The 19,158-nt window shown below is 64.4% G+C and carries 15 protein-coding genes; 1 reads left to right on the forward strand and 14 read right to left on the reverse strand.

The window, feature by feature from the left end; translation table 11 throughout:
* Positions 1 to 58: 58 nt before the first annotated feature.
* The 13 genes from GAU_RS09840 to GAU_RS09900 all read right to left on the reverse strand — a co-directional run bounded on the left by GAU_RS09840 (position 59) and on the right by GAU_RS09900 (position 16,632).
* The gene (locus GAU_RS09840; protein WP_041265432.1) at positions 59 to 715 is read right to left on the reverse strand and encodes a regulatory protein RecX; all 657 of its coding nucleotides are present in this window, start codon (positions 713 to 715) and stop codon (positions 59 to 61) included.
* 136 nt (positions 716 to 851) lie between these two features.
* The gene (gene recA, locus GAU_RS09845) at positions 852 to 1,889 is read right to left on the reverse strand and encodes a recombinase RecA (RefSeq protein ID WP_041265433.1); all 1,038 of its coding nucleotides are present in this window, start codon (positions 1,887 to 1,889) and stop codon (positions 852 to 854) included.
* A gap of 131 nt (positions 1,890 to 2,020) precedes the next feature.
* Positions 2,021 to 2,386 (reverse strand): YraN family protein, encoded by a 366-nt coding sequence (locus tag GAU_RS09850; RefSeq protein WP_012683407.1) that lies wholly within the window; start codon positions 2,384 to 2,386, stop codon positions 2,021 to 2,023.
* 92 nt (positions 2,387 to 2,478) lie between these two features.
* Positions 2,479 to 3,261 carry a glycerophosphodiester phosphodiesterase family protein gene (locus tag GAU_RS09855; RefSeq protein WP_052574349.1) on the reverse strand — a complete coding sequence of 261 codons (783 nt, stop codon included), beginning with the start codon at positions 3,259 to 3,261 and terminating at the stop codon, positions 2,479 to 2,481.
* Positions 3,262 to 3,369: 108 nt separating this feature from the next.
* On the reverse strand, positions 3,370 to 6,291 hold the full coding sequence (locus GAU_RS09860; protein ID WP_012683409.1) for a TonB-dependent receptor: 2,922 nt from the start codon (positions 6,289 to 6,291) through the stop codon (positions 3,370 to 3,372).
* Between the two features lie 188 nt (positions 6,292 to 6,479).
* Positions 6,480 to 8,891, reverse strand: a complete 2,412-nt coding sequence (locus GAU_RS09865) for an FtsK/SpoIIIE family DNA translocase (RefSeq protein ID WP_052574350.1) — start codon at positions 8,889 to 8,891, stop codon at positions 6,480 to 6,482.
* Between the two features lie 45 nt (positions 8,892 to 8,936).
* Positions 8,937 to 9,683 carry a 2-phosphosulfolactate phosphatase gene (locus tag GAU_RS09870; RefSeq protein WP_012683411.1) on the reverse strand — a complete coding sequence of 249 codons (747 nt, stop codon included), beginning with the start codon at positions 9,681 to 9,683 and terminating at the stop codon, positions 8,937 to 8,939.
* Positions 9,684 to 11,042, reverse strand: coding sequence for an acetyl-CoA carboxylase biotin carboxylase subunit (accC, locus tag GAU_RS09875; protein ID WP_012683412.1), 1,359 nt, complete (start codon positions 11,040 to 11,042; stop codon positions 9,684 to 9,686).
* Between the two features lie 84 nt (positions 11,043 to 11,126).
* A complete protein-coding gene (locus GAU_RS09880) occupies positions 11,127 to 12,317 on the reverse strand; it encodes a type IV pilus twitching motility protein PilT (protein ID WP_012683413.1) in 1,191 nt (396 codons plus the stop codon).
* An 11-nt stretch (positions 12,318 to 12,328) separates the two neighbouring features.
* Entirely contained in the window at positions 12,329 to 12,832 is a 504-nt protein-coding gene (gene accB, locus GAU_RS09885) for an acetyl-CoA carboxylase biotin carboxyl carrier protein (RefSeq protein WP_012683414.1), read from the reverse strand.
* Positions 12,833 to 12,881: 49 nt separating this feature from the next.
* Positions 12,882 to 13,970, reverse strand: coding sequence for a M24 family metallopeptidase (locus GAU_RS09890; protein ID WP_012683415.1), 1,089 nt, complete (start codon positions 13,968 to 13,970; stop codon positions 12,882 to 12,884).
* A 20-nt stretch (positions 13,971 to 13,990) separates the two neighbouring features.
* Positions 13,991 to 14,449, reverse strand: coding sequence for a type II 3-dehydroquinate dehydratase (gene aroQ, locus GAU_RS09895; RefSeq protein WP_012683416.1), 459 nt, complete (start codon positions 14,447 to 14,449; stop codon positions 13,991 to 13,993).
* Positions 14,446 to 16,632 carry a tetratricopeptide repeat protein gene (locus GAU_RS09900; protein ID WP_012683417.1) on the reverse strand — a complete coding sequence of 729 codons (2,187 nt, stop codon included), beginning with the start codon at positions 16,630 to 16,632 and terminating at the stop codon, positions 14,446 to 14,448. The genes aroQ and GAU_RS09900 overlap by 4 nt, the downstream gene beginning before the upstream one ends.
* Before the next feature lie 292 nt (positions 16,633 to 16,924).
* Between GAU_RS09900 and GAU_RS09905 the strand changes: the two genes are divergently transcribed.
* Positions 16,925 to 18,757 carry a peptidyl-prolyl cis-trans isomerase gene (locus tag GAU_RS09905; RefSeq protein WP_012683418.1) on the forward strand — a complete coding sequence of 611 codons (1,833 nt, stop codon included), beginning with the start codon at positions 16,925 to 16,927 and terminating at the stop codon, positions 18,755 to 18,757.
* A gap of 128 nt (positions 18,758 to 18,885) precedes the next feature.
* Here the strand turns inward: GAU_RS09905 and tatA are convergent, their stop codons facing one another.
* Entirely contained in the window at positions 18,886 to 19,146 is a 261-nt protein-coding gene (gene tatA / locus GAU_RS09910; RefSeq protein ID WP_012683419.1) for a twin-arginine translocase TatA/TatE family subunit, read from the reverse strand.
* Positions 19,147 to 19,158: the final 12 nt, after the last annotated feature.

A 19,158-nucleotide genomic window follows, 5' to 3' on the forward strand; every position in this document is an offset into this window, starting at 1 on the left:
TGCCTCGAATACATGAAGATTGTGCAACCGCTTCCGGCGAACGCTTCCAAGGGTGTCGCTATTCCGTGCGTCGCAACACTTCCCGTGCGACGCGGCGTACGAGCGATCCCGCATACCCTCGTCGCAACAGGAAGGCCACCAGGCGTCGTTCGGCGACGGCAGGCTCCAATGACGCCAGCGAACGTACGCGCTTTTCTGCAATGGCCCGGCATGATGCGAGTTCATCGAACCCGGCTTCTCGGGCCTCTTCCAGTGCTTCCGCGACGGCGGCGGTCACTCGTGGGGCGGCCACACCCTTCTTTCGGAGCTGCTGACGCACCCGGGCCGGTGCGTCTCCGCGGCGGAGACGTGAGGCGGCTTCGGCGCGAGCCACGGCTTCGTCGGACAGCACCCCCGAGGCTTCGAGGCGATCGAGTGCGGTGCGGATCTGCAGCGGGGTGGCTTCGCGACGACGCAGCCGAACTTCGAGCTCACTGCGTGTACGCCGGCTGCGGGCGAGGGCATCGACCGCCCGGTCCATGAGCTCCGTGATCACGGACTCTTCGCGAAGCCGTTCTACGGCATCCGCTGTCAGCTCGGCGCCGATGCGGGTCGCTCCCACATCGGCCAACACGGCCACCCCGACCACAAAGGCCTGCCCGTCACTCAATTCGAGCAGGTAGCGCCCAGGACGCCGCGGCGATTCCCGCAGGGATTTGATACGCAAGGCTTCCACGATGGGTAGAGCGCGGGTGGGGGGAATGAAAAAAGCCGAGGGGCAACTCACGATGAGCCGTGGTGATCCGGGCACCACTTCCCACCGCAAGCAACCCCTCGGCCCTTCTCATGCGAACATCGGGTGACGCCCAGTCCTACTCTTCGGCCTCTTCTGCGCCGACGTCACCGTTCTTCACACCCAGCACCGTCTTCACCTTGTCCTCGACCTCCGCCATGAGGGCCGGGTTGTCCTTGAGGAACATCTTCGCGTTTTCTCGGCCCTGCCCTATGCGCTGCGTGCCATAGCTGTACCAGGCGCCCGCCTTGTCGATGATGCCCGACTCGACACCGATATCGACCAGCAGCGACGTGTGGCTGATGCCTTCCGCGTACATGATGTCGAACTCGGCCTGCTTGAACGGCGGCGCGACCTTGTTCTTCACGACCTTCACGCGCACGTGCGAACCGATGACGTCTTCCTTCTCCTTCACCGGGCCGATGCGACGAATGTCGAGACGGAGCGACGCGTAGAACTTGAGCGCCTTGCCACCCGTGGTGGTCTCCGGATTGCCGAACATCACGCCGATCTTTTCGCGCAACTGATTGATGAAGATGACCGACACCTTGGAACGGGCGATGGCACCGGTGAGCTTGCGCAGCGCCTGACTCATGAGGCGCGCCTGCAGGCCCACGTGCGAATCACCCATGTCGCCTTCGATTTCGGCCTTCGGGACCAGCGCGGCCACGGAGTCGATCACGATCACATCGACAGCTCCGGAGCGCACGAGGATCTCGCAGATCTCGAGCGCCTGTTCACCGGTGTCCGGCTGCGAGATCAGCATGTTCTCGACATCCACGCCCAGCTTCTTGGCGTATTCGGTGTCGAGGGCGTGCTCTGCGTCGATGAACGCCGCCACGCCGCCCTGCTTCTGCGCGTTGGCCACGACGTGCAAACACAGCGTGGTCTTACCGCTGGACTCCGGACCGTAGATCTCGGTGACGCGGCCGCGCGGGATACCACCCACACCGATGGCGGCGTCGAGATTGATGGCACCGGTCGGGATCGACTCCACCCGCACCTTCGCGTCGGTACCAAGCCGCATGATCGAACCCTTGCCGCAGCTCTTCTCGATCTGAGCGACTGCGAGCGCCAGGGCCTTGCGCTTGTCGTCGGTTATCACTGAGCCCGCCATAAGACCGCCGTCGTGAGGGGTGAAGCACCATGCCCTGGCCCGCGAGAATCTAGGGTGAACGCAGACTGGGCCAAGACCCGAATAAAGTACGAAGAAGTTGCGATGTGGACAACTCCCAAAACTGCCCGATTTCAGGACAATTGGAATGCTCCTTCGATGTGTCTGACACGGACATTTTGACCGTCTATCAGTATTCCGAGCACATCGAACCGGTATTCCAACCCTTCGGTGCCGTGCCGATCGACCCACACCTTGGCGGAACGGACCAGCTCCCGTCGCTTGCGAGCGTGCACGGCTTCGACCGGTGACCCGAAGGCCTCGCCGCGCCTGGCTTTCACCTCCACGAACGCCACTTCCTGCTCGCGCTGCATGATGAGGTCGATGTCGCGATGGCCATGGCGAAAGCGGTGTGCGACGAGCTGCCATCCTTCGCGTATGAGCCAGCGGGCGGCGATACGTTCGCCCAGCAATCCGAGTTCCTGTCTCGCTCGTGTCATGGCGGCAGTGTAGCACCGCTCGTGTCGCGCAGTGTCACCGAAACATCGCGCGCATCATCATGGCGATGCGGCTCTCGGTGTTCTCCCGTCTTCTAGCGAGCGGACCGCAGGCCGCGTACGGCGAGGATGGCACCAGGATCGTCGCTGATGATGCCGTTCACACCGTGCCGCCACAGCTTGAGCGCGTAGGCGGGATCATTCACGGTCCAGATATGCGTGACCACACCGTGGGGCTTCATGCTGCGCGCCAGGGACGCAATCGGCACCGGAATGCCGTGGTAAATGGGCGGAATGCACATCGCCTGAAAAGCCGGCGCGGCCAGTGGTCGTCGCAGGAGCGATGGGAGCAGGATGCTCACCATGTCGGGTGTACAGGCACCCATGGCAAATCCGGCGCCATGGAGCGGCCGGGTGCACGCCGCGTCGAACCCCGCCACGATGATGCGTGGCGCCAGGCCATGGCGCGCGATCGCCTCGCGCAGCAGCGGTGTGGCGTCCGGTGTCTTGATCTCGATGATGAGTGGCAGCGTGCGAGGCAGTGCGTCCACCACTTCATCGAACGTCGGGATTCCGGCGCCGCGTCCACGCCAGGGGAATGAACTCCCGTCACGGGTGAAGCGGGCACCGGCATCCACCGCGCGCAGCTCGGCCAGTGTCCGCGCCGCCACCGGCCCACTGGCGTCAGTGGTACGATCGAGCGTGGTGTCGTGCATGAGCACGAGCACACCGTCGCGCGTGACGTGCAGATCGAACTCCACGGCATCCACGCCGAGCGCCACCGCCTCCAGCAAGGAGGGGATGGTGTTCTCCGGGGCATGCGCCCGATTGCCTCGGTGTCCAATCACCGGGGTGGCCGACGGATCGAGAAGAATCATGACAGTCTCAACATGTCACGCGGGGCGATGCCAGTGGCACCGCCCCGCGGATTGGATCACACATGACGCCGAGTCGTGACGCGGTGGTGACCGGTCAGCGAGGGGGCATCAGAAGCTGTACTGCAGGCGCGTCATGACCATGCGGCCGATCTCGGGCATGCCCGGGAACGTGCGGACCTGGTTGTCGAACATGTTCTGCGCGTTGATGGTCCACAGCAGCTTCTGCTTGCCACCCAGATCGAAGCGCTTCGACACCTGCGCGTCGAACGTGACCGCTTCCGGCACACCGGCGTAGCAGTAGGCACCGGCGCCAACCGGCGAGCAGCGATTGGCCCCGATGGTCGGATTGGCCGCCGCACCGGGCCGGCCGGCCGCGATCGGAAACGCATAGTTTGTCGCGTGCACGCTGGAGTTCACCGGATACGCTTCGTTGTAGCGCGTGCGCAACTCGAAGCCCATGCCGTTGTTTTCGTTGCGATAGCGCATGCCCAACGCGCCACGCGAATTCGGCGAGTTGGACATGAGCGGCAGATTGTTGCCGCCGGCGATGTTGTTGAACACGTTGCGGCTCTGCCAACTGAAGGCCATGTCGAATGTCAGACGATCCGTCGCCACGACATCGGTGGCCATATCCAGGCCGCTCACCCAGATCTTGCCAGGCACCGTCAGGTAGGTGGCATAGATCGCGTTGGGCGCGGTGTTGCCGTTGGCGAAGGTCACCACGCCAAGCGGCAGGCCAGCTACGCTCGGGGTGAGCGAGGTCGCGAGCGCAGAGGCGATGCCGGGAATCTGCTGCGCTGGAACGCCAGCGCCAGCCAGATACGCGCCGATTTGCTGGCCGAGATAACCACCCAACTGCGTCGGGTTGCCAAAGAACACATTGGGCGTGGACAGCGCCGCCGTCGTGCCGACATCACCACGTTGCTGACCCCAGTAGGAGATATCCCAGCGGAACCGATCGCCGAGAATGCCCTTGTAGCCCACTTCAAAGGTGTTGTTGAACGACGCGGACAGCGGCTTGATGTCCTGCAGGTCATTGGCCGCCAGCGGCGTCGTCGCGCTGGAGATGTAGGAGACACGCGTCGCCAGATCGGCATTGGTGGGCGTGCGCGTACCGAGGTACTGCACGATACCGGAGGCTAACGCCTGTGCCTGCGCGGCGGGCATGCCACCTGCCTGGAGTCCGGCCGCAATGCCCGGCGTCAGTCGCGAGGACAGCGCCTGGACCGCGCCCGGGAACGCCGCCGCTGCGGACGTTCCCACGAACTGTCCCTGCGAGGCATACGCCGACTTCATGCAGTACGAACCAAACGCACTGCCCGTAGCGCAACTCCGGTTGAACTGGAATCCGTTCTTCGGCGGATTGCCACGCGCATACAGGTCAAAACCCGAGCCCCCGAGGTTCGGCGACTGGATCAGATCGAGGAAGAACGAGAAGTTGGCCGGCGTGGAGAAGGCGCGGTTGTAGGTGAAACGAATGTTCTGCGTCTCGGTCGGCTTGAAAATCAGCGCCGCGCGGGGCGAGAAGAACTGTCCCTCGATCACGTTGTTTGCGTCACCGCGGGCCGCCAACAGCAGCTCGAAGTACTTGTTGGGCTTGGTGGACGACTGGAGATAGCCACCGTATTCCGTGACGTTGTCTACGTCCTCATTGCCGCCATTGATCGTGTTGCCCGTTTCCGGGTTGGTGGCGATGTAGTCGACGCCGTACGTGAAGCTCTGCTTGGCGCCGAGATCGAAGCCGTGCTGGAGCTGCACCGCCCACACCTTGGACTTGTCCACGATGGGCTTGCCGGAGCGCAGCAGATAGGTGCCCTCATCCGACTGCGCATTGTCGTTGCCCGCGTTGCTCATGTTGACGAACGCCTGGGCGAACAACCGATTCCAGCGGAAGCGCTGCTGCAGGCTGGTGTAGGTCCAGCCCTTGATCTGCGCGGCCCCATTGGCACCCGTGTATTCGATCCCACTGCCGATGTTCGTGTGGCCGACCGTGGTGATCGCTTCGGTGTTCTCCGTAGGCCGGATATCCATGCGCGCTTCGCCTGTGAACCGCTCGAGGTCGAAGTTGCGATCATTCGCCTTGCCCCGCCGCGACGCCGGAACGTCCGTGGTCGACGGGAACACCGCCGGTTCGGACAGCTCCGTGAACTCCCAGTCCTTGCCGCGCATGTACTCACCGGAGAGCTTCACGGCGAACTTGTCGTTCAGCTTGGCGGCATGACGAACACCTGCCCGCATCACCGACCGCTCACCACCGTCCACGCTGATCGTCGTGCCTTGCGAGGCAAACGGCGACTTGGTGATGACATGCAACACACCATTGGAGCTGTTGGGACCATAGAGCGCCGACGCCGGTCCGAGCAGCACTTCCATGCGATCGATGTCTTCATTGGTCCCGGTGAACATGAAGGGCACGTTCACGCGCAGGGAAGGCACACCGGCGAAGCGGTAGTCCTGCAGCATCAGCATGGAACCGCTGAAGGCGTTGTTGAATCCACGCGCCACCACGTTCGACTGGGCGATACCACCGCGACTGATATCCACGCCCGGGGTGCTGCGCAGGTGATCGGTGACCGTCACCGCCGGCCGCTCTTCGATGCGCTCGCTCGAGACCACCGAGATCTGGGCCGGCGCATCGAGCGCCTTTTCCGGTCGGCTGCGGCTGGCCGTGACGACGGTCTGGTTCAGTTGCGTGGGACGTTCCGTCAGCGCGGCGTCGATGTTGGCGCCCGGCCGCTGCGCCGTAAACGTCCGCTGCTCGAACCCGAGCATGCGCACCGTGACGTTGTAGGTGCCATCGGGAAGATTGACCACGCGAAAGGCACCATCGGCGCCCGAGATGGCACCGTACGATTGTCCACCCACCAGCTGGGCCTGCACCTGGGCATTCTCGAGCGGTCGCCGCGTCGCCGCATCCGTCACCTTGCCGGTGATGGTACCGGACTGCGCGGCCAATCGACTGGCCGCCACGGGTAACACGCCCAACGCCAACACGGTGAGAGCCAACACACGTCGGAGGAGCAGGGACATCGCACACCTCAGTGGGAGGAAATGGACGACTAAGTCCGATGACCGACAGGAGGGAGAGTCGGTCATGGTGGGCCGGTGTGTGCGTTCGACGACACGACACGGCTCATCCGTTGCACGAATGTTTACTGGGACCTTTGACGCCGTCAATACACCACCGACCGGATTACGTAAAAAACTTGACGATACCGTCAAGATTCGCCGCAGATCCGGTCCAGGTCCTGTACCCCAACCAGCACGTCACGAGGGCGTGCGGCGCCCTCCGATGGCGTCAGCACACCGGCTGCTTCGAGCTGGTCGATGATGCGCGCCGCCCGTCCATAGCCGATCTTGAGGCGACGCTGCAACAGGGAGGTCGATCCCTGACGGTGCTGAATGACGACTTCCGCCGCTTCCCGGAAGCGTGCATCACGCTCGTTCGATGGGCCGTCGGCATCGTCTTCGTCTCCACCGTTGGCCTTCGCTTCGGCGGCGCGCACGGTCTCCAGGATGTCCGGCTCTCCCAGGGTCTCACCAGCCGCCGCGGCTTCACCCAGCGCACGCTCACGCGCTTGCTGATACCAATTGAGCAGGCGCTCCGTATCCTCACTGGAGAGATACGCGCCCTGCAACCGCGACGCTTCCGACTTGCCGGGAGGGATGAACAGCATGTCGCCGTTGCCCAACAGGGACTCCGCGCCTGCGCCATCGATGATCGTGCGACTGTCCACCTGCGACGCCACGCGAAATGCGATGCGGCAGGGAAAGTTGGCCTTGATCAACCCGGTGATCACGTTCACGCTGGGACGCTGCGTGGCCAGGATCAGGTGGATGCCAATGGCACGTGCCTTCTGGGCCAGCATCGCGATCGGTGTTTCCACCTCACCCTGCACCGTCATCATGAGGTCGGCCATTTCGTCGATGACCACCACGATGTATGGCAACACGCCACCGGTATAGACACGGTCCTCGAACGCCACATCGGGACTGCGTGGCTTGAGTACCGGCTGCCCTTCCCCGCTCTCCTGCTGCGCCACCCGCTTGTTGAACTCCTGCAGGTTGCGGCAGGCATTGGCTTCGAGCAAACGATAGCGGTCCTGCATCTCCATCACCGCCCACTTGAGCACTGCCGCAGCATCGCGGTTGTCGGTGATGACCTTGTGCCTGCGGTGTGGCAACGCGTTGTACACGCTGAGCTCGACCATCTTCGGGTCGACCATCAGGAAACGCAGCGTCGCCGGCGTGTGCCGGTACACCAGACTGGTGATGATGGTGTTCACGCACACCGACTTGCCGGAGCCGGTGGAACCGGCAATGAGCAGGTGCGGCATCTTCGCCAAGTCGGCCACGACGGGCCTTCCTTCGAGATCTTTGCCCAGCGCGATCGGCAGCGCCGCCCGCGCCTGACGAAACTCCGTGGACTCGAGCACCTCGCGCAGCACCACCATCTCCGGCGACGGATTGGGAACTTCCACACCCACCGCGCCGCGCCCCGGAATCGGCGCCACAATACGAATACTCGGCGCCCGCATGGCGAGCGCCAGATCATCGGCCAACGCGGCGATCTGACGAACCTTCACCCCTGCCGCCGGCTCGATCTCGAACTGCGTGACGGTGGGTCCACTGGTGCGCCCAGCCAGCGTGCCTTCCACCTTGAAGGTGCGCAGGGCGGCCATGAGTTTATCGCCCGCCAGATCCAGCTCACGTTTGCCGGCATCGGTGTTGCGCACTTCGGCAGGGCTCAACAAATCCGTCGGTGGCAGGTCGTCGCCGTACGACGCTTCGGCCTGCGAATCCAACGACGCCTCGAGCGCGGCCTCGAGCTGATCGCTCTGGGCCGTTTTGCCTTTCCCCTTGCTGCGCTCCCCTGTGGCGCGCACAGCAGCGGGTGGTTTTTCGTCCACCGGCGCACTCTTGGTCTCCGGAATGCGCAACGCGAGTTCGCGCCCCAGCACATCCCGTGCGAGTGCGGGATCGATCGCTGGCATCTCCTCGGGTTCAGGCGCCAGTGATTCGGCGAGCGAAGGCTTGCGGGTGTTGCCACGCCCCACGGCCAGTCCTGCGGCTGCAGGCAGCGCGTCGCCCTGATCGGTGCCGGCACCCTGCGGGCGCCCGGGCCCAATCAGCAGGCGGATGGGATTCCACCGCAACGTGAAGACGGTGAGCGCACTGGTGGCCAGCAGGAAGAAGATCCACGCGCCTGCCGGACCAATCCATTTCCGCAGATAGTGTGCGACCAGACTGCCCCACAACCCTGCGCCTTCGGACGGCGCCGGTTCCCCGCCAATCGCGAGACCGATGGCAATGGGCACCAGCGCCACCGTCCCGGCGAAGAGCACCGTCCAGTCGCTTGCGTCATCCGCGCGGCGAATGCGTCCAAAAAGCGCCAACGCCACCACGATGCACCCCACGGCCACCAGCACCATGCCGGGTATGCCCACGGCGGCCACCAGCACACAGCGCGTGATCGTACCGGTGGGGCCAAAGGGTCCGCCATAGGACCAGCAATCCCCAATGGCCGCGCCCTCCAGTGGCCGCTGGAAGACCAGTGCGCCAAGCAGGAACACGGCCAGCAGCACCAAGGCGACGGCACCCACTTCCCGCTTGAGGAGTTGTCGATCCACAGTCACTCTCCGCTCACGCGATATCGGCGCACCAGGCGGGAACGCTCAGCGAGCGGTCGCAACGCCGTGCCGCGACAACTGCCGGTCATGATAGCGCACTGCACAATCATACCGATCGAGCGTGAGGCACGCCGTGACATCGGCATCAAATCCCGCTGCCGAGAGCGATCGTCCATGGGAGGCCTCGTGGGCCACCGACGAGACACCGCCAACAAAGGGCCGCTCCACCAATTCCGCGACCCGTGCCCCGTCCCCACGCACCATCTGCTCCTGCCCCAACGCAATGCCGCGCACGAGGCGACCGGCACAGACGATGTCTTCGAGTGCCAGGCGACGCTCATGGCCGGCGCACAGGATCAACACGTTGGTGGTCTCGCTCAGCGCCGCGCGCACCGCGCGGATGGTCGCCGACACATTCACGAAGCCAGTGAAGAAACACAGACGGGCGCCATGCGAGGCAGCCAGCGTCTGGGTGCCGTTGGTCGTCGTGTACAGAATGGTTTTGCCATCCACGACGTCCGGCGTGACTTCGAGCGGCGAATTGCCGAGGTCGAAACCGTCGATGCGTACCATGCGGCGCTCACCCGCCAGCAGTACGTCGCTGCGCACCAGCCCTTTCGAACGACGCACGGCCTCTTCGACCGTCTCGAACGGAATCACGGCGCGGGCTCCATGGGCCAGCGCGGCGGCCACGGTTGTGGCCGCGCGCAGCACATCAATCACCACCACCACTCGATCGGCCACATCGGCGGGCACCACCGGTGCGTCGCCGAGCAGCACGTCGATGCGCACTTAGGACGGTTCCTTGAGCAGGTCCGCGCCTTCGAACTCCAGCCACTTCGTGTGCACCTTGCCCGCCTGGAACCCCGGATGCTGCATCACACGCGCCAGGAACGGCATGGTGGTCTTCACACCTTCCACCACAAAACTCTCCAGCGCGATCTGCATGCGCTTGAGCGCCTCTTCGCGCGTGTTGCCCTGCACGATGAGCTTGGCGATCATCGAGTCGTAGAACGGCGGCACCGTGTACCCCGCATACGCATGGGTATCGATACGCACACCGGGACCGCCGGGCTGATGGAACACCTCGAGCTTGCCGGGCGACGGCTGGAAATTGCGCGAGGGATCTTCGGCATTCACGCGGCACTCGATGACATGCCCACGGAATGGCGGCAAGACCGTGGATGTGAGCGGCAGGCCAGCCGCCACCCGGATCTGCTCCTTCACGAGGTCCACACCCGTGAGCATCTCCGTGACCGGGTGCTCCACCTGAATACGGGTGTTCATCTCCATGAAGTAAAACGAGCCGTCTTCATCGAGCAGCATTTCGATCGTGCCAGCGCCCACGTAGTTGATCGCCTTGGCACCACGCACCGCCGCTTCGCCCATCCGCTCGCGCAGTTCCGGTGTCATCACCGGGCACGGCGCTTCTTCGATGAGCTTCTGGTGGCGGCGCTGCACCGAGCAGTCACGCTCGCCAAGATGCATCACGTTGCCGTGTGTATCTCCGAGAATCTGGAACTCGACGTGACGTGGGCGCTCGAGAAATTTCTCCACGTACACATCGCCGTTGCCAAACGCCGACAGCGCTTCGGAACGGGCCAGTTGGAACGAGCGCAGGAAGTCGTCCGGATCACGCGCGACGCGCATGCCCTTGCCACCACCACCAGCGGCCGCCTTGATGATGACGGGGAAGCCGATCGTGCGCGCGAATTCCAGCGCCTCCTCGGGATCTTCCACCGGCCCCGGTGAGCCTGGCACGATGGGAACGCCCACGTCCTGCATGGCGCGACGGGCCGAGGCCTTGTCACCCATGGTGCGGATCTGATCGGGCGTCGGTCCGATGAACGTGATGCCCGACGCGCGGCAGGTCTCCGCGAACTCCGCATTCTCGGCCAGAAAGCCGTAACCCGGGTGGATGGCGTCGGCCCCCGTGATCTCGGCCGCCGCAATCAGGCGGGTGATCTTGAGGTAGGAGTCACGCCCGGACGCGGGACCGATGCACACGTCATCGTCGGCGTAACGCACGTGAAGCGACTCGCGGTCGGCCTCGGAGTAGACGGCGACCGTCTGAATGTCGAGCTCACGGCAGGCGCGAATGACGCGGAGTGCGATTTCCCCGCGATTGGCGATCAGGACCTTTTTGAACATCCGGTAATGGTGGCGAGGTCACTGCCCTGCCGCCAGTCCTTTACAGAGACGCCAGACCGGCGTCTCCGTCTCCCACGACGGCGTCTACGCGGCCGTGCTGCCCGGGCGGAAGCCGTCGAAGGCGGTGTCACTCGCACCATCGACACCCTGCACCCGCAGGGCGAACTCCGCCGGATTGGTGGCGTTGAACAGTGCGTCCTCGTACGAGATGATGCCGCGGGAGTACCAGTTCATGAGCGACTGATCGAAGCTCTGCATGCCATACGCCATGCTGCCTTCCTTGATCAGGTCGGGGATGTTCAGCGTGGCCGAGAGGTCACGGACCTGGTCGCGCACGGCTTCGGTATTGACCAGGATTTCACAGGCCGGCACACGGCCCGGCTGGTCAGCCCGTGGCACCAGGCGCAGGGACACCACGGCCGCCAGGGCATTGGCCAGTGCAAAGCGCACTTCGTTCTGCTGGTGCGGCGGATAGAACGACAGCACACGGTTGATGGTCAGCGTGGCGTCGGTGGTGTGCAGTGTGGAGAACACCAGGTGCCCCGTGCCGGCCGCCTTGAGCGCCACTTCGAGCGTCTCGAGATCGCGAATTTCGCCGATCATGATGACGTCGGGATCCTGACGGAGCACACGACGCAGCGACTGGGAGAACGACGCCGTGTCGGTGCCCACTTCGCGCTGGTTGATGTGACAGCGCACATCGCGATGCACGAACTCGATCGGGTCTTCGATCGTGATGATGTTCGCGCTGCGTCGTTCGTTGATGTGCTGAATCATGGCCGCCAGCGCGGTGCTCTTGCCCGAGCCCGTCACGCCGGTCACCAGCACCAAGCCACGCGGGCGCAGAGCGATCTGCTCGAGCACCGGTGGCAGATTCAGATCACGCATGCTGGACGCCGCATGGGCGATCGCGCGCATGGCAAAGGCGACCGTGCCCTTCTGCTGGTAGACGTTCACACGAAAACGTCCGATGCCCGGGACATTGATGGCGAAGTCGGCCTCGCGCGCTTCCACGAATTCGCGGAGCTGGGCGGGCGGAAGCAGATGTTCCGCGAGCGCCCGAAGTTCTTCCGGGCGCATCGCAGGCATGTCGAGTGGAACGAGGTCTCCGTGCAGGCGGAGCGTCGGAGGACGTCCCACCTTGAGGTGCAGATCCGACGCACCTTCACGCACCATTTTCTGCAGGGCGGCTTTGAGATCGAGTCCCGAAGCCGGCGCCGTACCGTTGGCGCTGCTGCCGTTCGTACTCGGAGCAACGCCGGAGACCATCGTCATGTCGTCATGTCTCAGCCGGTCGGATCGATGCGGAAGAGCACCTGGCCATATTCGACCGGATGCGCGTCGGTGACATTCACCTCACGCACCACGCCGTCGAATTCGGACTCGAGCTCGTTCATGATTTTCATCGCTTCGATGATGCAGACGATCTGTCCCTTGCTGACACGATCGCCCACCGAGATGTAGGGCTTCGCACCGGGCTCCGGTGCGGAGTAATACGTGCCCACCATCGGCGACTTGATCTCGAGGGCCGCGGACTTCGGCGCCTCGGCCTTCGGCGCAGACGTCCCCCCCTCCCCGTCAGGACGCGCCGCCGGCGCAGCAGGCAACACCGGTGCGGCAACGGCCACCGGCGCCGGAAGCGCGGCTGGAGCAACGGTCATGGCAGCGCGCTGTTGCGGGCTCTTCGAGATGCGGAGCTTCATCCCCTTGTCGGAGGAAATCTCGATGGAATCCACCGTGGAGCCGTCGAGCATTTCGATCAGCTTCTTCACGTAGCGCAGGTCGATCATGGAGGGGGAGGCTAAAGAGAATCGGCGACCGGCAACGAGCCGGCGCAAGTCAGTCGATTTCGAGCAGTGTACGGGGGAAACTCGTCAAAACACGTCCCCCCGACGCTGTGATGAGCACATCGTCCTCGATTCTCACCCCGCCCCAACCGGGACGATAGATCCCCGGTTCGATGGTCACGACCATGCCCGGAGCGAGGGGAGCCTCGACGGTGCGGGCGAGGCGCGGCGACTCGTGCACTTCCAGGCCGATCCCATGGCCCAGCGAATGTCCGAATGCCTCACCATACCCGCGGGCGTCAATGTACTCTCTCGCGACCGCATCTGCAGCCATCCCCGTCATTCCGGGCCGAACCGCACCCGAAGCGCGACGATTTGCTTCCAGCACGGTCTCATAGACCTCCTTCTGCTCCTCCGTCGCCCGTCCGAGCACCACGGTGCGCGTGATGTCCGAGCAATACCCCCGCGTGACGGCGCCGAAGTCGATCAGCACCAGATCTCCCGTTTCCAGGACGCGATGCCCGGCCCGGGCGTGAGGAAGCGCTGCCCGGCGCCCGGACGCCACAATCGACGCAAACGGATAGGCCTCACTGCCCGCCTCCCGCAGTTGCTGTTCCAGAATGCCAGCCACGGCCGTTTCCGTCAGTCCGGGGCGAAGCTGGGACAATGTGCCCTGCAACGCCCGCTGCGCCATCGCCACCGCGTCCTCGATGGCCGCAATCTCCGTCTCGTCTTTCCGCTCGCGCAGGGTTTCAACGAGGTCTTCCTGCGGGCGCCATTGCCAGCGAGCGCCCTGCTCCAGGAGACGTCCAAAATCGCGATGGAGCAGATGGGCCGACTCGAACCCGACGCGCTCCACGCCCACCATGGCTTGCAGTGCCGCCCACAGTCCCAACCACAGGCTTGCCGGTTCGATCCGCACGGTTGCCGCGTCGCCGACCTCTTCTTCCACCTGGGTCGCATAGCGGAAGTCGGTGAACAGCACACAATCCCGCGCGGTCACCAGCACCAGCGCATTGCTGCCTGAAAATCCGGTGAGGTACTGCACGTTCGGCAACGCCGAGACGAGCAGCCCGTCGAGATCCGCGCGCGCCAGCGCGTCGCGGAGGCCGGCGAGCCGCACAGCGCGATTGTCTGCCATGAATTGCCTGCGGAAGGAGGTCAGCCGGTGGCGGTCGACTGGCGTTTCAGTTCGAGCGCGCGGACGAGTCCTCGCAATCCAAACTCATAGCCGTCCGCACCGAGGCCACAGATCATACCGATGGACGCACTGGCCAGCATGGAATGGCGGCGCTCGGGTTCACGGGCATGGATGTTGGACAGATGCACTTCGATGAACGGGATGGCCGTCGCCGTGAAGGCGTCCCGCAGCGCCAGGCTGGTGTGGGTATAGGCACCGGCATTCACCACCACGCCATCCACGACGCCGCGCCAATCGTGCAGAATATCGATCAGCGCGCCTTCGCTATTGGACTGTGCCGTACGCAACTGCACCCCGAGTGCGCCGGCGACGCCCTCGAGGTGAGCCATGATATCGGCCAGCGTGGCCGTGCCGTAGACGGCCGGTTCACGCGTGCCCAGCAAGTTGAGATTGGGTCCGTTGAGTACGCCGATGATCACGCGTTGCCGAGTCCCTTGAGCCAGGCGGAGAACTGTGCCAAATCGTCAGTGGCGGCCGAAGGTGCCGCCGACCGTTCCGGGGCCGCATCGGCCGCGGCCTGCTGCGTAGCCGGATCGGGGAAGAAACGATCGAAAGAAAACGCCCCCGACGCGGATTCGGTTGATGCGGCGTCCTGCGTGTCACTGCCGTGGGCAACAGCCCCTTCCGCAACAGCACCGTAGGCCGGCGTGCCGCGGGCAGGCGTGCCGCGGGCAGGCGTGCGGGAGGAGACGTCCGAGGCAGCGAAGAAGCTGTCCGTGTCCGTTGCGTCTTCGATGGGGTGCGGCGAAAACGCATCGGCCAGGGCGCGTGCCGCCACATCGTCGGATTGACTCGTGCTGCTGCCGAACAACGAGGCCAGCCCATCGTCAGGCGCCGACACGGCCACCGAGGCGCGTGGTGTCCGCCGGGGCACGCGCCGCGCAGCAAGTGCCGCGAACCGCTCCCGTGCCGTGAAGACCGCCGTCGCGGCCATCACAGGCGGCGCAATCGCCACGTCGGTGGCAACGGCCGGTGGCGTTGGTACCTGCACCTGCTCGCGCAACTCCATCAACCGTGAGGAGAGCATCGGATCATAGGGACGGCGGCGCACCAGTTCTTCATACACACTGATGGCTCGCTCGATGAACCCCTGCGTGACCAGGAGCTCCCCCATCGTCTCGGTCACAAAAGCCTGCGAAGGCACTTCCTCTTCTTCCTCGGGCTCGAATCCCTCCTCGAGCGCGATGCCTTCGCCGCTGTAGTCGCCGTACGTCTCGAAATCGGTCAATGCCTCGGGCAATGCCTCTGACACCGTCTCTGGCAACGCCTCTGGCACAACCTCTGACAGCAATGCCTCTTCGTGTTCGAGTACGGCTGCGTCAACCGGCTCCACCACGTCGTCGGCCGGTGTTTCCGCCGGCAAGAGCCATGGCAGATCGGCATCCGAGCCTGCGTCTGCACCAAAATCCAGATCGGCGTCGATATCCGTTTCGATATCAGCGATCGCGGCATGCACGCCCGAGATTTTGGCGTTCACGACCGGCTCCACCAGCCCATCGGTCAGCCGCTCATCGCCGCCGAGCACCACAGTCGTCAGATCTTCATCCGCGATATCGGGTTCGGGCTCCGGCAAGGACAATTCCACCGGATCACTGGCTTCCCGACCAAAGGCGTGGACGGCTTCCACCGGGATGTCCACGAATGGCGGCGTGACGCTGCGTGGCGTGACCACGCGGGCCACCAACTCACTGGTATCCGGCCAATCGGGCGCGGCCAGTCCTTCTTCGAACGACATCTCGTCGAGCGCGGCATCGGCGTCGGCCGATCCATCCACCACGCTCTCCGTCGCCACGTCACCACGATTGATCTCGCCCGCGAACGCGAAGGGGTCCGAATCGTCCTCGGTGTCCGTCGATGCTGCCGGCGTGACGGTGCGCAGGAGGTCATCACCGGCCACTTCCATCGCATCCAGATCGAGCAGGTCATGCGTGGGAGCCGGCGCGGCCCCCGTTGGCGCGGTCACAACCGGCACCGGGGTAGCCGGTGTGCGCTGGGAAATCGAAGGGACCAGGGGTGTGCGCAGGCGCGCATTCACCTCATCAAAATCGATCGCCCGCAGTGCGGCATCCGGTGTTGGCACCACCATGCCGATCATGGGCACGGGGACGGAGGGGGTGAACGACACCGGTCGCATGTCCGGCAACGCGGCCTGGATCACCGGCATGGCCACACCAGGCGTCGGAATGCTCCGCATGGGGAACGCGGGAGTGGCCAACGCCGCCAACTGCGCGGCAATGTCATCGTTGCGCGGATCGGCGTCGAGCACCCGCTCATACCAGCGGCGGGCGGACAGCGGGTCACCCTGACGGCGTGCAATGTCACCCAGATGCCGGAGGGCGATCAGGTTCTCGGGGTCGAGGGCGAGCGCCTGCTCGAACACCGAGCGCGCATCGTCCAGCGCATCGCTCTCATAGAGCGCCTGCCCGAAGACGATGTACCCACTCATGTGCCCAGGCTGCTTGGGCAGATGCTCGCGACAGAGCGCGATCGCCTGCGTCAGGTCGCCGGCTTTACGGAGTTCGTTCGCGAGCGGCGCGAAATAACGACGCGGGTTCTCGTCGAACTTCTTCCGAAGCTCCTCGATCCGGGCGGCTGTGCTCATGCGTGCGGTACCCTCTGGTGGTGACCCGATCCGCCCAATACGTCAATCGCAGCGGTCATCCGGCGGCTTGGCAGCCCGGCGGTTACAGACGCTGAAGCTGGCGCTGAATTAGTTGCCATGGTCGGTCGGGTTGTCAATCGTAGACGATATCATGGGAAGTCGTGGCCTGTCTTGCCTTTAGCCGTTCTGGACCGCTAGGTTTCCGGACTCTTTCCGGCACACGCCCTTCCTTGGGGAGGTGCGTGTGCCCTTCCGTATCTGCCCGTTCTTTCGAGTCAAGGAGTCTCGCCCCGTGCTGCAATCGATGCGGAGCGCCGCGAAGTACATCTGGATTTTCATCATCGTGGCGTTTGTCGGCAGCTTCCTGCTGTATGAGACATCCGGACTTGCCGGTCGTGCTCCAGTGACGACGACCACGTCCATCGCTACTGTCAACGGGGAGGAAATACTCCTCACAACGTGGCAGAACGCGGTGAACAGCCTCGAGCAGCAACAGCAGCAGCAGTCGGGGCGTGGTGTCACGCTCGACGAGCGGCAGCAGCTCGAAGACCGGGCGTTTGATGAAATCGTGACCGAGATACTCCTCCAGCAGGAGTACAAGCGTCGCGGCATCACGGTTACTGACGAAGAAGTCGTCCAGGCGGCACGTGTTTCGCCGCCGCCCCAGGCCACCTCGTCTCCGGACCTGCAGACCGACGGCAAGTTCGACATGCAGAAGTATCTGCGTCTGCTCTCGAGCCCGATGGCGCGCCAGTCCGGCATGCTGGCCGGCCTCGAAGCGTTCTATCGGAACGAGATCCCGAAGCAGAAGCTCTTCGATCAGGTCGCGAGCGGCGCCTATGTCTCCGACGAGCGTCTCTGGCAGGTCTATCGTGATCGTCATGACAGCGCGGCGGTGAGCTTTGTCGTGCTGCGTACGGATGCCCTCACCGATACCTCGGTGACGGTGACGGACGCCGAGATCTCGCAGTTCTACGACCGCAACAAGAAGCGCTACGAGCGCCCGGGTCGTGCGATTGTGTCACTCCTCACCGTGCCGCGTACGGTGACGGCCGCGGATTCGGCGGCGGCCCACACGCGCATCGACCAGATCCGCGCGGAAATCGTCGGCGGCGCGAAGTTCGAAGACGTGGCCAAGCGGGAATCGACCGACTCACTGTCTGGTGCCCAGGGTGGCGCACTCGGCAAGGGTGGACGCAACCGCTTCACGCCCAAGTTCGAAGAGGCGGCCTACGCACTCAAGGTCGGTGAGCTGTCACAGCCGGTACTGACGCCGTTCGGCTGGCACATCATCCGGGTTGATGATCGCAAGGGCGATACGCTCGACCTGCGTCATATCCTCGTGACGGTGGGTCAGACCGATTCGAGCGCGACCCGCACGGACCGTCGCGCGGACTCCTTGGCGAACCTCGGGGCCAGCCAGGAAGACGCGAAGAAGTTCGATGACGCGGCCAAGGCGCTCGGCCTGACGGCGGCCCAGATGGTGGTGGTGGAAAAGGAACCCCTCTCGTTTGCCGGCCGCTATGTGCCGAGCGTGAGTGCGTGGTCCTTCTCGGGTGTGCGTCCGGGTGAATCGAGCGACCTGTTCGACTCGCCGGAGGCCTACTACATCGCCCGCCTCGACTCCCTGACCAAGGGTGGTCCGCAGTCGCTGGCCGAAGTGAAGGATGACATTCGTCGTCGTCTGGCGCGGGACAAGCGCATCGAGAAGCTTCGCCCGGATGGTGAAGCGCTCGTGGCGGCCGCCCGCAGCGGCACGCTCGAAGCAGCGGCCGCCGCCAAGGGTCTGACTGTCGAGAAGTCGGCCGGATTCAGCCGCGTGGACGCGGTGCCGGGGCTGGGCCAGTTCACCCAGGCGATCGGCGGCGCATTCATGGTGCCGGTTGGACAGGTCGGTGGACCGTTCCGTGCGCAGGACGGCATGGTGGTGCTCCGTATCGACAGCCGCAACGACGCGAAGCGCGATGCGTTCGAAGCCGAAAAGGCGAGCCAGCGCGGGCAGCTTCTGCAGTCGCTCCGCCAGCAGCGCATCGACGAGTACCTGAGCAACCTGCGTGAGAATACGAAGATCGATGATCGTCGTACCGAAGTGCTCTCGCAGTTGCGTCGTCAGGCTCCAACCTGATCGGATCGGGAGCGCGGCGTTTCCACGCCGCGCTCCACCAACAGGATGGAGTATGAAAAAGCCCCTGCGGTCATCGACCGCGGGGGCTTTTTCATGGAGTCCACGTCACACACACGGTGTGGTGCGCATCAGTTGAGCAGGCGCTTGGGCTCGGGGCGATCTTCATCGGCCGCGTTGCTCTGCTGCGCCGGCTGCCCTTCCGCGATGCGCTGCTCCGTACGCGGCTGCTCGGTGATCTGCCGCTGTGCATCACTGATGTTCCGCTTGAACTCGTTGATGCCCTTACCGAGGGATCCTGCGATCTCGGGAATGCGCTTCGCTCCGAAGAGCAGCAGCACGATCACGAGAATGATCAGGATCTCGCCAAAACCGAAATTTCCGAAATTCATGGGTCGTAGCTC

It is taken from the genome of Gemmatimonas aurantiaca T-27 (genome assembly GCF_000010305.1).
GTDB lineage: Bacteria > Gemmatimonadota > Gemmatimonadetes > Gemmatimonadales > Gemmatimonadaceae > Gemmatimonas > Gemmatimonas aurantiaca.

Bases quoted from the DNA above. Each gene is read 5' to 3' on its own strand.
- recA (WP_041265433.1), bottom strand. From the start codon at position 1,889: ATGGCGGGCTCAGTGATAACCGACGACAAGCGCAAGGCCCTGGCGCTC.
- GAU_RS09880 (WP_012683413.1), bottom strand. From the start codon at position 12,317: ATGACGATGGTCTCCGGCGTTGCTCCGAGTACGAACGGCAGCAGCGCC.
- GAU_RS09860 (WP_012683409.1), bottom strand. From the start codon at position 6,291: ATGTCCCTGCTCCTCCGACGTGTGTTGGCTCTCACCGTGTTGGCGTTG.
- GAU_RS09890 (WP_012683415.1), bottom strand. From the start codon at position 13,970: ATGGCAGACAATCGCGCTGTGCGGCTCGCCGGCCTCCGCGACGCGCTG.
- GAU_RS09855 (WP_052574349.1), bottom strand. From the start codon at position 3,261: ATGATTCTTCTCGATCCGTCGGCCACCCCGGTGATTGGACACCGAGGC.
- tatA (WP_012683419.1), bottom strand. From the start codon at position 19,146: ATGAATTTCGGAAATTTCGGTTTTGGCGAGATCCTGATCATTCTCGTG.
- accC (WP_012683412.1), bottom strand. From the start codon at position 11,042: ATGTTCAAAAAGGTCCTGATCGCCAATCGCGGGGAAATCGCACTCCGC.
- GAU_RS09900 (WP_012683417.1), bottom strand. From the start codon at position 16,632: ATGAGCACAGCCGCCCGGATCGAGGAGCTTCGGAAGAAGTTCGACGAG.
- GAU_RS09850 (WP_012683407.1), bottom strand. From the start codon at position 2,386: ATGACACGAGCGAGACAGGAACTCGGATTGCTGGGCGAACGTATCGCC.
- accB (WP_012683414.1), bottom strand. From the start codon at position 12,832: ATGATCGACCTGCGCTACGTGAAGAAGCTGATCGAAATGCTCGACGGC.